Origin of the sequence: Roseomonas sp. KE2513 (assembly GCF_016107305.1) — a bacterium.
In the GTDB taxonomy this organism is placed as follows: Bacteria; Pseudomonadota; Alphaproteobacteria; order Acetobacterales; family Acetobacteraceae; genus Roseomonas.
On sequence record NZ_RCVR01000004.1, the window covers coordinates 14945 to 29993 of the forward strand.

At 71.4% G+C, this 15049-nt stretch carries 10 protein-coding genes; 5 read left to right on the forward strand and 5 right to left on the reverse strand.

What is annotated here, in order from left to right:
• Positions 1–59 precede the first annotated feature (59 nt).
• From D9599_RS05230 to D9599_RS05240, 3 genes are all read left to right on the forward strand, one after another.
• Positions 60–1193 (forward strand): calcium-binding protein, encoded by a 1134-nt coding sequence (locus tag D9599_RS05230; RefSeq protein WP_198380181.1) that lies wholly within the window; start codon positions 60–62, stop codon positions 1191–1193.
• Between the two features lie 126 nt (positions 1194–1319).
• Complete coding sequence (locus D9599_RS05235) at positions 1320–1784, forward strand: heme-binding protein (RefSeq protein WP_198380182.1); 465 nt, start codon at positions 1320–1322, stop codon at positions 1782–1784.
• Positions 1784–3172: a M20/M25/M40 family metallo-hydrolase gene (locus tag D9599_RS05240; protein WP_198380183.1), complete on the forward strand. Its 1389-nt coding sequence runs from the start codon at positions 1784–1786 to the stop codon at positions 3170–3172. Before D9599_RS05235 ends, D9599_RS05240 begins: the two co-directional genes overlap by 1 nt.
• Positions 3173–3228: 56 nt before the next feature.
• Here the strand turns inward: D9599_RS05240 and D9599_RS05245 are convergent, their stop codons facing one another.
• From D9599_RS05245 to D9599_RS05255, 3 genes are all read right to left on the reverse strand, one after another.
• On the reverse strand, positions 3229–3420 hold the full coding sequence (locus D9599_RS05245) for a hypothetical protein (RefSeq protein ID WP_198380184.1): 192 nt from the start codon (positions 3418–3420) through the stop codon (positions 3229–3231).
• Positions 3421–3608: 188 nt separating this feature from the next.
• On the reverse strand, positions 3609–7367 hold the full coding sequence (locus D9599_RS05250; protein WP_198380185.1) for a translocation/assembly module TamB domain-containing protein: 3759 nt from the start codon (positions 7365–7367) through the stop codon (positions 3609–3611).
• On the reverse strand, positions 7367–9268 hold the full coding sequence (locus tag D9599_RS05255) for an autotransporter assembly complex family protein (protein ID WP_198380186.1): 1902 nt from the start codon (positions 9266–9268) through the stop codon (positions 7367–7369). The genes D9599_RS05250 and D9599_RS05255 overlap by 1 nt, the downstream gene beginning before the upstream one ends.
• Before the next feature lie 22 nt (positions 9269–9290).
• Here D9599_RS05255 and D9599_RS05260 point away from each other — a divergent pair, with 22 nt between their 5' ends.
• Positions 9291–10442: an amidohydrolase gene (locus D9599_RS05260; RefSeq protein WP_198380187.1), complete on the forward strand. Its 1152-nt coding sequence runs from the start codon at positions 9291–9293 to the stop codon at positions 10440–10442.
• Positions 10443–10451: 9 nt separating this feature from the next.
• Positions 10452–13124, forward strand: coding sequence for a GNAT family N-acetyltransferase (locus tag D9599_RS05265; RefSeq protein ID WP_309228545.1), 2673 nt, complete (start codon positions 10452–10454; stop codon positions 13122–13124).
• On the opposite strand, the gene D9599_RS05270 is transcribed toward D9599_RS05265, so the two are convergent.
• Together D9599_RS05270 and D9599_RS05275 are read right to left on the reverse strand one after the other, a co-directional pair.
• Positions 13090–13968, reverse strand: coding sequence for a helix-turn-helix domain-containing protein (locus tag D9599_RS05270; protein WP_198380398.1), 879 nt, complete (start codon positions 13966–13968; stop codon positions 13090–13092). The two genes, D9599_RS05265 and D9599_RS05270, sit on opposite strands and share 35 nt — an antisense overlap.
• Before the next feature lie 137 nt (positions 13969–14105).
• Positions 14106–15017, reverse strand: coding sequence for a 2-hydroxy-3-oxopropionate reductase (locus D9599_RS05275; RefSeq protein WP_375373035.1), 912 nt, complete (start codon positions 15015–15017; stop codon positions 14106–14108).
• Between the last annotated feature and the right edge of the window lie 32 nt (positions 15018–15049).

The following is a 15049-nucleotide window of genomic DNA, read 5'->3' on the forward strand; positions in this document are numbered from 1 at the left end:
CAGATTGCGAAACAGCGGAAACGGGGATCGTACCCGCCGCAGTGACAGAGGGCCAGAACATGGCAGTTTACAACGGCACTCCCGGGGACGACACGCTCGTTGGAGGCCTGGACGCCGACAGCATCTTCGGGTTGGCGGGCAACGACGTTCTTTACGGCCTTGATGCCAACGACGCGATCTACGGCGGTGACGGCAACGACACGGTGGCCGCGGGTGTGGGCGACGACACCGTGGTAGGCGGCACCGGCGACGAGCTTATCTTCGGCGAGGACGGGAACGACACCCTCTACGGCGAGGCTGGCAACGACCTCATCTATGGCGGGACCGGCAACGACACCATCGCCGGCGGGGCCGACGCCGACATCATCGTGGGCGAGGACGGCAACGACCTTCTCTTCGGGGAGGATGGCAACGATACGCTCTACGGCCAGGGCGGGCTGGACCTGATCTACGGCGGTGCCGGCAACGACGTGATCACGGGCGATGCGGACAACGACATTCTGATCGGCGAGGACGGAAACGACCTTCTCTTCGGCGGCATCGGCAACGACGTGCTCTACGGCGGCGCCGGGGCGGACCATCTCCGCGGCGACGAGGGCGACGACGTCATGACGGGCGATGCTGGCATCGACACGCTGGTGGGCGGCACGGGCAACGACCTCATCTTCGGTGGCGACGACGACGACACCCTCTACGGAGAGGATGGCAACGACCATCTCCGCGGCGATAACGGGAATGACGTGCTTCTCGCGGGCAGCGGCGACGACACTCTCGTGGGCGGCGCCGGCAATGACGATGCCCGCGGCGATGCCGGCAATGACATCATGTTCGGCGAGGCCGGCAACGACACCCTCTTCGGGGGCGATGGCAGCGACACGGTCTTCGGCGGCGAGGGCAATGACGCGATCGTCGGCGGCACCGGGAATGACCTGCTCTACGGTGGGCCGGGGAACGATATCTTCGTCTTCGGCCCGGGTCTGGGCGCGGACACGATCGCTGACTTCGGCCAGGCCGTTGGGAACGACGACTTCATCCAGTTCCAGGCGGGCACCTTCGCCAACTTCGCGGCTGTCCTCGCGGCCAGCCAGCAGGTCGGAGCCAACGTGGTGATTACCGTTTCGCCGACGGATTCGGTCACGCTGCTCAACGTCTCGCTGGCCAGCCTCACCTCGACCGACTTCATCTTCGGCTGAGACGCGGGCGGGGCGCCGGACCTGCCGCCCCGCTCCTTTGCTGTCCCGTCCGGAGGCGGGGAGGCTTGCCACCGGCGGCAGGGGGCATAGAACCATCGGCCTAACCCTCGACGGAACGGCCGCCTCATGCCCAATCCCCCGACCGGCTTCCAGCACGGCATTACCCTCTACCAGGCGCAGAAGATCGCTGCCGTGGCTCTCGAGGAGGGGCGGCGTCTCAACCTCGCGCCCCTTACCGTCGTCGTGCTCGACGCCGCCGGGCAGATGAAGGCCCTGCTGAAGGAGGACGGCTGCAGCCTCCTTCGCCCGGCAATCGCTCACGGCAAGGCCTTCGGCGCCATGGGCCTCGGCTTCGGTGGGCGCGAGCTGGCGCGGCGCTCCCAGGGCATGCCGGGCTTCATGAACGCCTTTTCCGACCTCGCGAGCGGCGCGGCCGTGCCCGTGCCGGGCGGCGTCCTCGTGCGCGATAGCGGGGGCGCGATCCTCGGCGCCGTCGGCGTCTCTGGCGACCTGTCGGACAAGGATGAACTGGCGGCGGTGGCAGGCATCAAGGCGGCGGGCCTCACGCCGGACACGGGGGACGACGCCTGATGGCCGCGCTCGAAGCCGTCCTTGCCCGGCTCGACGCCGCGGAGGAGGAGATCCGCACGCGCTACTTCGACTTCCTGCGCATCCCCAGCGTCAGCGCCCAGCCCGATCACGCCACGGACTGCCGCCGCGCCGCCGAGTGGCTGGTGCGCGAGTTGGAAAGCATCGGCTTCACTGCAGAGATCCGCGAGACGGCCGGCCACCCCGCGGTGGTCGCCCATCATCCGGGCCGTGGCGGCGACGCGGTGCCGTTGCTCTACTACGGCCACTACGACGTGCAGCCCGCGGAGCCCTTCGAGCTCTGGCGCTCACCGCCCTTCGAGCCGACGATGGCGGAGGGGCGAAACGGCCCCGTGACCGTTGCGCGGGGCGCCGTGGACGATAAGGGGCAGGTGATGACCTGGCTCGCCGCGATGCGCGCCTGGCACGAGGTAGCCGGCGCGCCGCCCGCGCCGATCCGTGTCCTGGTTGAGGGCGAGGAGGAGATCGGCAGCCCGAGCCTCGACGCCTTCCTTGAGGTCCACGCCTCCGAGCTTCGCCAAGCCCGCGCCGTTGTCGTCAGCGACACCAACATGTGGGACCCGCGCACGCCCGCCATTTCTGCGCGCCTCCGCGGCATGGCCTACGCGCAGATCGACCTCTTCGCGGCCTCGCGCGACCTGCATTCCGGCCTCTACGGCGGCATGGCGCTGAACCCGCTGAACCTTCTCTGCCGAATCATTGCGGACCTTCACGACGAAAAGGGCCGTGTCACGTTGCCGGGCTTCTACGACGAGGTGCCGGAGGTCGGCGGCAACCTGCTGGCCGCCTGGGATTCGCTCGGATTCGACGAGGCGCGCTTCCTCGGCGATATTGGCCTCTCCGTACCGGCGGGCGAGCAGGGGCTGAAGCCGCTTGTCCGGCAGTGGGCGCGCCCGACCTGCGACGTGAACGGCATCTGGGGCGGATATGCCGGGCCGGGGGCGAAGACCGTCATCGCGGCCGAGGCCCATGCCAAGGTGTCCTTCCGCCTTGTCGGCGACCAAGACCCAAACGCCGTGCTCGATGCGCTCGAGGCCTTCGTGAAAGCTCGCCTTCCGGCCGACGCGCGCGCCGAGATCCAGCGCTTCAGCTCAGCCCCGCCGGTCGTGGTGCCGGAGGACAGCGACGAGGTCGCCGCCGCCCGTCGTGCGCTGGCGGCCGAATACGGGCGGGAAGCGGTGCTGATCGGCTCCGGCGGCTCGATCCCGGTGGTGGAGAGCTTCCGCCGCATTCTCGGGCTGGACAGCGTGCTGATGGGCTTCGGGCTCGACGACGATCAGGTACACAGCCCGAACGAGAAGTTTGACTGGGCCTGCCTCATGCATGGGGCCCGCAGCCACGCCCGCCTGCTGGCGGAACTCGCGGGCTGATCCCCGCGCCACGGCCGCCCAAGCTCGGCGGCCGTGGTCTGCGGGCGCGTCGCGCCTCAGCGCTTCCCGGCGCCGATATCTGCGCGCAACTCCATGATCCGCCCCTTGATGCTGTCGCGCAGCGTGGGCGACGTATGCGGCTTCATGCCCGCCAGAGTCTGCTCGAGCTCGGCGAGAAGCCGGCGCTTCTCCTCCATGCTCCTGCGGATAGGCTTGTTGTCACTGAACTGACCATCGAAGGCGCGCATGGGTGCCCCTCCCTCTCCATCTTGTCGAAACCCGGCGGCACCGCACGGCATCACCAGCCAGGATGGTCCGGACTCTACTCGCTGCGCCGGCGCGGCGGAATAGCCGGCGGCGGAACCAACGCTGCGCGCTGGCCGGGAGATCCGGAGAGAGCAGAACTCTCTCGGGGAGCTACAGGCGCCAGTCTTAATCAGTACTCATACTCGTAGGAGAGGCCTGCCCCCTGGCTATCGGCTCCCGCCCCGCTCTCCAGCTTCAGGCGCGGTGTCAACTCGATCTGCACTCCGACGCGGGGCGAGCCGGTGGTCGTACCGGGCTCGACGTTGAGGTAGATGCCCTGGCCGAGATAGCCGCCGGCCTCGACTCCCGGCGCACCGTTCGCGCCGCTCCCGATGCCCAGGCGGTCAAGGCCGAGGGTGCGGCTCACCCGGCCCAGTACCCCCGTCACCGGATCCTCCTTCCCGCCCGCGAGTGCCCCGGAGAGAACGCGCGCCAGCTGAGCAATCTGGAAGGGCGAGAGCTTGTCGGCGGAACGGTTGAAGATCAGCCGCGCCAGCACCTCGTCCTGCGGCAGCTCGGGGGAGGAGGTGAACTCGATCTTCGGCGCCCGCGGCGTGCCGGTCACTGCCACGTTGATCGTGAATGTCCCCGCCCGGGAGGTCGCGAGGAGGTCGATATCCGGCGAGGCAATGTCGCCCTGGAAACGCAGCAGCCCGCGCTCGAAGTTGAGCCGCCGGTCGAGGACGGTCAGGTTGCCCCGGCGCAGCCGCAGCTCCCCGTTCGCCTGCGGGTCCGAGATGGTTCCGGCGATGCGGATATTGCCGCCCAGCTCCACGTCGAGCCCGCGCCCGCGGAGGTAGACCTGCCGGGGCGCATCGAAGGTGATATCGAGTGCGAGCGGCGCCGCGGCGGTCGGCGCTGCCGCCCCCCGCCCCGCTGCCTGGCGGGCCGCCGCGGTGCCTGGCGGCGGAGGCGGCGCGCCGCGCCCAATTTCGCGCACCGGACCGATATCCGGCACGCCGCCCGGCAGCCCCTCCGGCACGCCGATGGTGAGCGTCCGTGTGCCAATACGCCCTGCCAGCCGCATTCCGTCGCCGACCGAACCGGTCAGCCGCAGATCCGTGTCGAAAGCGCCGCGAAGGAGATCGCTGGAAACAGGCTGCAGGTCCTGCCCCGAGACGGTGAGGTCGATTGGCTGCCCCTCGGCGAAGGGCCGCAGCTCGCCCCGCGCGGTGAGGGTGCCCGGCCCCGCCCGGGCGGTTATGGTCTCCACAACGATCCGGTCCATGTCGCCCCGCACCGTGCCGGCGATATTCCGCAGGGCGACGCCGTATTCGAGGTTCCGGAACAACCCACCGGAGAGCCGCGCGGTACCCGAGAGGCGCGGCTCAGCAACGGTGCCGGCGGCCTGCGCATCGATCGCGACGGTCCCCGCGACCCGATTCGCCCCGCCGAGGAGGAAGGGTGCGGCCAAGACGCCGATATCGGTCGTGCCCCTGAGGCTTGCGCTGAGCGGCCCCGCGAAGTCGCTCGGCAGCCGGGCATCGAGGTTCAGCCGCAGCGCCGCGCCAACCCGCAGCTCAGCCCGCGCCTCCAGCGCATCGCCCCGCATGCGGGCGGTTGCCTGAAGCGTGCCCTCGGGCAGGGTCCGCGCCCAGGGAGCACCGACCTTCAGCCCCGTGCCGCGAAGTTCCCCGTCGATGCCCGGCCTCGACACCTGTCCTGAGATCCGCACATCGGCGTTGAGCGTGCCCGCGAGCGGCGGGTCGGGCGCGAAGATATTCGCGAGCGACAGCGGCAGGCTGGCGACGGTCGCCCGAAGGTCCGCCGTGTCCGGACCCCACCGCCCCGCGACGCGGACCGTGCCGCCCGGCCGCGCCTGCAGCGAGACCCCCGGCGTGGAGACGGCACCGCCCGGCGCGATGAGGATCGTGGCGGGAGAGGCGAGCCGCACCCCCAGTGCCTGCCGTTGGACCTCGAGCGCGGCCACCTCCACCCGCTTCTCCGGCTTGTCGAGCCCGAGCCGCGCGCGGAGCGTCGCACGGGCGTCGAAGGCGCGAAGGTCGCCCTGCACGTCGAGCGCGGCGTCGGTGCCGCGGGCCTCCACGGTGCCGTTCACCTGGGCGCCACCCGCCCGCAGGTTATTCGCGCGAAGATCCGCCTCGATCCCCTGCCGCGGCGCGCCCTCCGCTTCCCTCGGATCCAGCTTGGCCGAGAGCCGCAGCCCACCGCCGAGCGGCGTGCCCGCAATGGAGGAGAGCGGCGTCAGGTCCGCGGCTTCAAGCAGCAGCCTAGCGGTGGCGAGGCTGCTTTTCGTGTCGAAGGTGCCGCTTCCCTCAAGCCGCGCGGGGCCGAGAGAGACGCGGAGCGCCTCGGCACGGATGACGTCGCCTTCCTGCGCCGCCCGCGCCTCGGCCGAGAGGGGCAGGCCTTGGAGACGGGCGGCGAGGTTCAGGCTTCCGGCCGGTACGGTCGCGCGGGGCAGGCTAGCTTCCAGCCTGAGCGCCTCCAGCTCGCGCCCATAGGCCGAGAGGGAGGGGGATTCGGCGGTCAGCACCACGGCCGGGTCGGCCACCGGACCGGTCACGCGCGCGCGGGCGCTCAGCCGTCCGCGCACCGGCACGTCCGGGATGTCCTCTGCCGCGAGTGCCGCGTTGAGCGTCAGATCCAGCGTCTCGCCGTAGTTCCCCGCGGCCCGCAGAGTCACCGCACGCCCGTTGACGGCCAGTTCATGCAGCGTCTGTCGGTTCGCGCTCAGCCGGATAGTGGGAGAGGGGCCGAGCAGCCCTGGCGCGGGTCCGGGCAACCGAGGATCGGCAATCGTCGCCTCCACACGCAGTTCCGGAGCGGCGTTCGTGCCGGTCACGGCGCCCTGGAGCGTGATCCCACCCCAGCCCACCGTCGATGGCACCAGCCCGCCAAGCGTGGAAGCGTCGTTCACCCGCGCATCGAAGCGAAGGTCCAGCGCGCTGCCCACCACGCCGCGCGCCTCGACGGTGGCCGGCCCGGTCTCCACCCGCGCGCTCTCGATCCGCGTGGCCCCACCCTCCGCCGGCGAGGTACGAAGCGCGAAACGGAGGTCGGCAACTGGCGGCGGCAGGAAGCCGCCCAGCGCCGCCGTACCCGAGGCCTCGAGCCCCACCCCACCCGCGGCCGGCAGGCTCACGGTGCCGCGCCCGTCCAGCTTCGCGGTCTCCCCCAGATCGGCCGAGACGGTGAAGCTGGCGCCCGTGGCCGGTCCGTCGAGCGCGACGCGCAGGTGAGTCGCCTGATCCGGCTTGCCCAGAAGGCTGGCCATCAGCCCCCCGGCCGCCTCGTCATAGGCGATGTTCGTCCGCAGGCGGTCGCCGGGTGCCAGGGCCAAGTCGAGGTCCAACGACCCCGGCGCATCCAGGCGCCGCCCCTTGGCCGCGAGGAAGGCGCCCTCCGCGCCCAGCCGCCCGTTGCCCTCGAGCGACAAGGTCGCGGGAATGCCGGCCACGGCCTCGCCCAGCTCGATCCGGGGTAGGGCAATCCGCTCCACCGTTACCCCCACGGGCAGGGAGGGAAGCTGCGGCAGCAGCGGACCCGGCTCGGTCGCCGCCTGGGGCGGCGCGGCGGGGTCTGGCACGGGCAAACGGCTGAACAGGATCCGCCCGGCGCTGATGTTCCGCACCCGGAACTCGCGCGAGGCCAATCGCAGCAGATCGAGGTCGAGCGCCACGTCCTCTACCACGAGGTAAGGCCCCTGTGCGTCGGACAGGACCACCCGCCCGATGCGCGGCGAGGCCGGCAGGCCGCCGTGCAGGTCCTCGATGACCAGTCCCGGCACGTAGTGCATGGCGAGCCGCGCCAGCGCTTCCTGCCCAGGCTTCACGTTCAGCCCGCCCCAGACCACCGCCGCCAGCAGCACCGGCAGGATCAGCAGCACGCCCAGGATCGACAGGAGGATCCGCCCAAACCGGCGCATCAGAAGGCCTGTCCGACGCCCACGTAGAGCCCGTAACCGGAATTTCCTGGCAGCTTGGAGAAGGGCAGGGCGACATCGGCCCTGATCGGCCCGATCGGCGTCGCGTAGCGGAAGCCGACGCCGCCGCCGAGGCGCAACGCGCCGAAATCCAGCCCCGCGCCTTCTCCGACCGTGCCTGCGTCGAGGAAGACAGCGACGCCATACGGTCCGCTGATGCGCTGGCGCAGTTCAACGCTTCCCTCAGCCAGCGAGAGGCCGCCGCGCGGCGTGTTGTTCGCCCGCCGCGGCCCGATGGTCTGGAAATCGTAGCCGCGCACCGAGCCGCCGCCGCCCGCGTAGAAGCGCAGATGCGGCGGCACCTCCAGGGCATCCGCCCCGGCCAGGGTGCCGAAGCCTGCCCGCAGCGCGAGCACGCTGCCCTTGTCGCCCGTGAGATCGAAATAGGCGCTGCCCGTCCCACGCACCCGCACGAAGGTGGAGGTCGTCTCCGCGAAGGAGAGGGTAGGGGCCACGACGAGGCTCGCCCGGTAGCCCCGCGTCGGGTCCAGCAGGCTGTCCGTGCCGTCGTAGCGCATCCCCAGCGGCAGCGAGACGAGGCGATAGCTGATCGAGCGGTCCACCTCCGTCGTCCGGCCGATATCGCCGGCGACGCCGATGGTGGCGGTCAGTCGCGGGTCGATCCTTCGCTCAAGCGAGAAGCCAGCGGTCACCGCGTCCCGGTCATAGGCGAGCAGCCGCTCCCGCAGCAGCGCGACATCCGTCACCGCCGTGGCGTTGAGCCCGGCGAACCAGGGCTGGCGAAGGTTGGCCGAAAGGCGTGCCCCCGTGCCGCTAACCCCGGGCTGGGCCGTGCGGGAGATCTCGCCCTCGACCCGCAGCCGCTCCGCGCCGCCGAAGATGTTCCGGTGCTCCCAATAGGCGCGCACGGTCGGTCCGTAGCGCGTCTCGTAGCCGGCGGTGATCCCGACCGCGCGGAAGGGCCGCTCCGCGACGAGGAAGGTCACGGGCAGCCGCCCATCCGGGTCTAGCCGCTCCCCCGTGCGGGCCCGCACCGTCCCGAAGACGCCGAGCGCCAGCACGTCCCGCCGCACACGGTCCAGCTCGCGCGGGTCGTAGGATTCGTCCGTCAGAACCCCGGTGGCCCGGCGCAGCACAACCGGGTCGACGTTCTCCGAACCCTCCACCACCGGCTGGGCGAAGCGCGCCCGGGGGCCGGGCTGCACGCGGTAGACGATCTCCATCGTCTTCGTATCGTGATCGACGGTAATGTCGCGGCCAGGCACGCTGGCAAAGGGATGCCCGGCCTCGCGCAGCCGCTGCAGCAGCGTTTCCTGCGCGGCGTTCACCGCCGCCGCCCGCGCGGGATCGCCGGGGCCGAGGCCCGCCACCTCGCCGGCCTCGGCGATATCCGTGTCGGGCACGTAGGGACGGAGCGTTGCGGTGGACACGCGGTACTGCGGGCCGGTCTGGGCCCCCACCACCACCGGCACCGGATCCGGCCCGCGCGCCGCCAGCCGAGCGGCGAGGTTCGGCGCGTCCGGGGGCTCGCCGGCCAGGGTGATGCTCGGCGTGCCGCCGTAATATCCCTCGGAGCGCAGCGCATTGCGAAGCTGGCCGAGGTCCTGAAGCGCGCGGGCGACCAGCCCCTCGGCACTCGTCGGCACGCTCTCCCGCAGCCGGCGGAGGGCGGAGACGCCCTCCATCGCACTGTCCAGCTCGCCGTTGCCGGTGGGCGTGAAGGTGACCTCATAGCTCCGCACGGGCCCATCCGTCGCGTCGGGCTGAGCCTCCGCCGCCGCGGCCGGCGCATCGGCGGACGTGCCGCGGTCGGGCGCCTGCGCAGAGGCGACGCCGATCAGCAGAAGGGGAACGAGCGCAAGTCCAGGGTGGAGCGACGGCAACGGAAGGGCTAACTCCTTTCCCATGGATGCACAGCTGATCGAGACCCTAACGCAGTGGCGTCGCCACCTACACGCGAACCCGGGCGTGACACACGAAGAAGGCCCGACTGCGGCATTCGTCGCACAACGTTTGCGTGAGCTTGGAGTGGAAGAGATCGAAACCGGGATCGGCGGCCACGGAGTGGTCGCGACCATCCGGCGCGGCGGCGGCAACCGCAGCGTAGGTCTTCGGGCTGACATGGACGCGTTGCCGATCCAGGAGGCGAGCACGACCCTCCCTTACCGCAGCACCGTGCCGGGCGTGATGCATGCCTGCGGGCACGACGGCCACACCACCGCGCTGCTCGGCGCCGCCGCGCTGCTGCTGCAGGACAAGAGCTGGTCCGGCACCGTCCGCCTCGTCTTCCAGCCGGCCGAGGAGGGCGGCGGCGGCGCCCGCGCCATGATCGAGGACGGGCTGTTCCGCCGCTTCCCGATGGATCGCATCTTCGGCTGGCACAACTGGCCCGGCCTGGATGTCGGCACGGTCGCCGTGCACGAGGGGCCGGTCATGGCCGCGGGCCGGCGCTTCCAGATCATGATCGAGGGCCATGCCGGCCACGCCGCCCTGCCGCACCTGACGCATGATCCCATCGTCGCGGCCGGGCATGCGATCGTCGCCTGCCAGTCGATCGTCTCCCGCAACCTCGACCCGCTCGACTCCGCGGTGGTGAGCCTGACGAAGATCGAGGGCGGGGAGGCCTGGAACCAGATCGCGGCCGGCGTCGCCATCCGCGGCTCGATGCGCTTCCTGCGGGACGAGACCGGCGAGATGATCCGGGAAGGCCTGGAGCGGGTGGCCCGCGGCGTCTCCGAGACCTTCCAAGTGAAGGCCAGGGCCGAGGTGCTCAGCGGCGTCGAGGTCACCGCGAACCACCCTGCCGAGCGCGACCTGGCCGCCGCCGCGGCCGGCGCCGTCACAGCCGTCCGCCGCGACCTGCCGGCCGCCATGACCGGCGAAGACTTCTCCGAGTTCCTGCGCGAGGTGCCCGGCGCCTTCGTCTGGATCGGCAACGGTCCCGCCGAGGGTGGGCGGGAACTACACCACCCGAACTACGATTTCGAGGACCGCGTGCTCCCCACCGCGAGCGGCTTCCTCGCCGAGGCCGCGCGGCGGGCACTCTCGGCGGAATAGGGGGCTGGCGTGGCGCTCCCGGTCTCGCTCTCGGGCCACGGGCTGGCCAAGGGCTTCCGCGACACCTGCCTCTTCTCCCCGCGCCGGGTCGCGCTGATGGCGGACCCGGTCATTCCGGCCTCCGGCATCCTGGCCCGCAACATCGCCGCCGGGCGCTTCCGGGGTGCGCTCCACGCGGTCGGGGCGGAATGGCCGGGCATCGCCTCAGTGGCGAGCCTGGCCGACCTCGCGGCGCCTCCCGACCTCGCCGTGCTCTCCCTCGCGCCTGAAGCGGTGGAGCCGGCCATGATCGACCTCGTCGGCGCCGGCTGCTTCGCCGCCGTGGTGCTTGGCCCTGCCCCGGGGCTCGCCGCCATCTGCGCGCGCACCGGTATCCGGGCGCTGGGGGAGCGCTCCTTTGGTCTCTGCATCCCGCCGGTCGGGCTGAACGCCTCGCTCTCCCAGGTGGCGCCGCGGCCGGGGCGGCTCGCGCTGCTCTGCCAGTCCTCCGCCCTCGCACGCGCGGTGATCGACTGGGCGGAAGGAGAAGCGGTGGGCTTCACTCTGATCGCTGGCATCGGAACGAACGCCGATTACGGCTTTGCCGGCGGTCTCGACTGGCTGGCGCGCGACGCTGGCACCGGGACGATCCTGCTTGACCTCCGCCGCATCAAGGACCGGCGGCGCTTCATCTCCTCCGCCCGCGCGGCCGCGCGCACCCGCCCGGTGGTCGCGCAGCGGCCGGGCTTCGCCGGGCGGGAGGGGGCGGATGCCGTGATGCAGGCCGCACTGCGCCGCGCCGGCGTGCTGCGGGTGGAAGGACTGGAAAGCCTTCTCTCCGCCGCCGAGACACTAGGCCGGGTAAAGCCCTCGCCGCGCCCAGGCCCGGAAGGCGCGCGGGGCGACCGGATCGCCATTGTCTCCAATGGCCTCGGACCCGCGCAGATGGCTGCTGATGCGGTGATCCGCGGGGGCGGGCGCCTGGCTGGCATCCCGCCTGGGGCCATGCAGATGCTCGACCTCGCGCTTCCGGGTGGCTGGACGGGCGATAATCCCCTCGCGCTGCCGCTGGGGCAGGGACACCGCCTGGGCGAGGCGGCCAGTCTTCTCGGTGCCCTGCTGGAGGTGGATTCGGTCGTCGCGATCCATTCCCCGGCGCCGGAGGAGGATCCTGCCATTGCCGCCGAGGGCATCGCCGCCGCCGCGGCGACCTCCGGGCGCGGGCAGCGGGCCGCGCCCGTCCTTACCGCCTGGATCGGCCAGGCGACGGCCGGAGAGCAGCGCCGCTCCCTCGCCGAGCGCGCCGTCGCGGTCTTCGCCACCCCTGAGGCGGCGGTGCAGGGCGCCCTTCACCTCGCGCAGGACCGGCGGAACCGGCTGGCCGCCGCCGAGCTGCCGCCTTCCGCCGTTCTGGAGGTGGCGCCGGACCGCGCGCGCGTCGCCGCCATCTTCGCTGCCGTCCGCGCCTCCGGCCGGCTGAGACTGGACGAGGCGGAGGCGCTCTCGGTGCTTGATGCCTACGGCATCCCCACGGTGCCGCACCGCGCCGCCGCCACGGTGGAGGAAGCGGTTTCCGCCGCCGCCGCCCTCGGCTGGCCCGCCGTGCTGAAGGTGCTGAGCGCCGACCTGCCGGCCAAGACGGAGATCGGCGGCGTCGCCCTGGATCTACGCGACGCCGATGCCTTTCGTGCCGCGGCGGAGGGCATCGCGGCCCGCGCCGCCGCGGACCGGCCGGACGCCGTGCTGCGCGGCTGGATGGTGCAGGCGATGCACGGGCGGGGCCGCGAACTGCGCCTCCGCCTGGAGGACGACGCCATGTTCGGCCCCTGGATCGGCTTCGGCCGCGGCGGCACGGCGGCGGAGATTGAGGCGGACGAGAGCTTCGACCTGCCGCCGCTGAACCGGGCGCTTGCACTCGGGATGATCCGCCGGACCCGCGTCGCGCGCCTGCTGGAGGGCTGGCGCGACCACCCGCCGGTCTCGAAGGAGGCACTGGCCGAGGCGCTAGTGAGCCTCTCCCAGCTGGCGGTGGACTTTCCCGAGGTGGCCGCCGCCCGCATCAACCCCCTCCGCGCGGCGCCCGAGGGCGTGGTGGCGCTCGACGCCGACCTGACCCTGCGGCCGGCAGGGGAGAGGGGCTTCCTCGCCATCCCGCCCTATCCGGCAGAACTCGCCCGGCCCTTCACCTTGCGCGACGGCCGGCACGTCCTTGTCCGCCCCATCCGGCCCGAGGACGCGGAGGAACTTGCGGCCTTCGTGCGCCGCGTACCGGCCGAGGACCTGCGCTACCGCTTCTTCAACCGCCTGCGAGAGCTTCCGGCCGCGCAGATCGCCCGCCTGACGCAGATCGACTACGACCGCGAAATCGCCTTCGCTGCCCTCGACGGCGATCGCTTCGCCGGCACCTCACGTCTCGTCGTGGATGGCCAGGGCGGGGGGGAGTTCGCGATCCTTGTCGACGCGGGCTGGAAGCGCGGCGGCCTGGCGCGGCACCTGATCGGCCGGCTGGTGGAATGGGCGCGCGGACGCGGCTTGCAGCACATCGCCGGCCAGGTTCTCGCGGAGAACACCGGCATGCTCCGCTTCGTGCGCGCCATCGGCTTCGAAACCCATGGCACCGAGGATCCGGAGATCCTTGAGGCCACGCTGGCGATCGGCCCGGAGGCCGCTAGTGCAGCCGCATCTCCGCCAGGAGCAGCCTGACCCGGCCCGCGGCCTCGGCGCCCTTGCGCGCCTCCCGCCAGGCGTTCTCAGCCACGCGCTGGTGGATGCTCACCGCCTCGTCGGCCGCGGTCACGGTGCCGACGCCGATGGCGTTCAACGGCTGGCTGTCCGGCCCGAAGGGGTTGGCACAGAGATGGGCTCGCTCCCGCGCCCGCAGCACGATGAAATTGGCGGCTGGCGCCGAATCGGTCAGCAGGCCGATCTGCAGCCCCATGGGCACGCTTTCCATCAGCCCGGCGAGGTTCTCCGCCTCCGCCCGGGCCGCGAGGATGAGATTGTGGCGAACGGCCTCCGACACCCGCAGTCCCGGGGCGATACCATCCATCAGCAGGTCGCGCAGCGCGGCCTCGCTTATCATCGCAATGATTGAGGGCCGGCGCTGCTGATAGGCACGCTTGCGCGCGACCAGGAGCCCAAGCGCCTGCTCGGCCGCCGCGTGGAAGGCCAGCCGCTCCGGAGCCGCGTTGGCTGCGTCGGCCATCCCCTCGGCCAAGGCCGAGTCGTAGCCCTCCGAGGTGACGAGGGTGCAGAGCGCGCCGCCGAGCTGGAGGATCTGCTCCGCGTCCTCCTCCACCTGCCGCAGCCGCTCCTGCAGGGCCAGCGGGCGGGAGAAGTATTCCACCCCGATCCCGAGAAGGGAGAGCGGCGAGATCTTGAGCAGTTCCGCGAGGCGCCGGATCGTGTCCAGCTTGATCACCTCGCCCTTTTCATACCGGTAGAGCGCGGCGCGCGACACACCGAGCCGCGCCGCGATCTCTTCGGCCCGCAGCCCTGATTCCAGGCGGTACGCCCTCAGCTGCTGGCCGATGTCGGCGAAGCGCATCGCACGTTCCTCGTTCGGCACGGCATTGCCAACTCGGCCCGTTCGCATCGGCGTCATCTCATGGCCCTGGATTGTTGCCGCAAAATGCGCGTTCTCACGCCTTTGTGCAACGGCATACACGCGTCCGGAACCATGGATCAGCCAATCTCGTGCGATGCGAGTTTTTCCAGCGCCCGCACCAACGCTGAGTGATCCTGCCCAGCGCCACCGGCCGCCGCGACCGCTGAGAAGAGCTGCTGCGCATTGGCGGTAGCGGGCAGGGCAACCTCGAGTTCCCGCGCCGCCTGCAGCGCGAGGTTGAGGTCCTTCTGGTGCAGGGCGATCCGGAAGCCGGGATCGAAGGTCCGCTTGATCATCCTCTCCGCATGCACTTCGAGGATGCGCGAGGAGGCGAAGCCGCCCATCAGCGCTTCCCGCACACGCGCCGGATCGGCGCCGGCCTTGCTGGCGAAGACAAGGGCTTCGGAAACGGCGGCGATGTTGAGGGCGACGATGATCTGGTTGGCGACCTTGGTCGTCTGCCCGGCGCCGTTCTCCTCGCCGACGAGGGTGATGTTCTTGCCCATCGCTTGGAAGAGCGGCAGGGCGCGGTCGAACGCCGCCTTGGGACCACCGATCATGATGGTCAGCGCCGCGTTGCGGGCACCTACCTCGCCGCCGGAGACCGGGGCATCCAGGTAGTCGCAGCCCCTGGCATTCACCCGGGCTGCGAAGTCCTTCGTGGCCGTCGGGCTGATCGAGGACATATCAATGAGCAGCGTGCCCGGCTTCAGCGCGGCCGCCACGCCGCCCTCGCCGAAGAGCACCGCCTCAACGTCGGGGGTATCCGGCACCATCAGGATCACCACCTCCGCGGCCGAGGCCACCTCGGCGGGGGAGGGGAGGACGGTCGCGGTCGAGCGGAGGTCGTCGGTCAGGCTCGCTCGCTCCGGGACAACGAGTTCGTGCCCGGCCTTGGCGAGGTTCAGCGCCATGGGGCGGCCCATGATGCCCAGTCCGATGAACCCAACTCTCATTTGCAAGCACTCCGATCCGACAGGTCGCTCCATCCTGGGCTAGCGCAAATTTCCTTGAGCCCCAA

Bases quoted from the DNA above. Each gene is read 5' to 3' on its own strand.
- D9599_RS05230 (WP_198380181.1), top strand. From the start codon at position 60: ATGGCAGTTTACAACGGCACTCCCGGGGACGACACGCTCGTTGGAGGC.
- D9599_RS05235 (WP_198380182.1), top strand. From the start codon at position 1,320: ATGCCCAATCCCCCGACCGGCTTCCAGCACGGCATTACCCTCTACCAG.
- D9599_RS05240 (WP_198380183.1), top strand. From the start codon at position 1,784: ATGGCCGCGCTCGAAGCCGTCCTTGCCCGGCTCGACGCCGCGGAGGAG.
- D9599_RS05245 (WP_198380184.1), bottom strand. From the start codon at position 3,420: ATGCGCGCCTTCGATGGTCAGTTCAGTGACAACAAGCCTATCCGCAGG.
- D9599_RS05250 (WP_198380185.1), bottom strand. From the start codon at position 7,367: ATGCGCCGGTTTGGGCGGATCCTCCTGTCGATCCTGGGCGTGCTGCTG.
- D9599_RS05260 (WP_198380187.1), top strand. From the start codon at position 9,291: ATGGATGCACAGCTGATCGAGACCCTAACGCAGTGGCGTCGCCACCTA.
- D9599_RS05270 (WP_198380398.1), bottom strand. From the start codon at position 13,968: ATGCGCTTCGCCGACATCGGCCAGCAGCTGAGGGCGTACCGCCTGGAA.
- D9599_RS05275 (WP_375373035.1), bottom strand. From the start codon at position 15,017: ATGGAGCGACCTGTCGGATCGGAGTGCTTGCAAATGAGAGTTGGGTTC.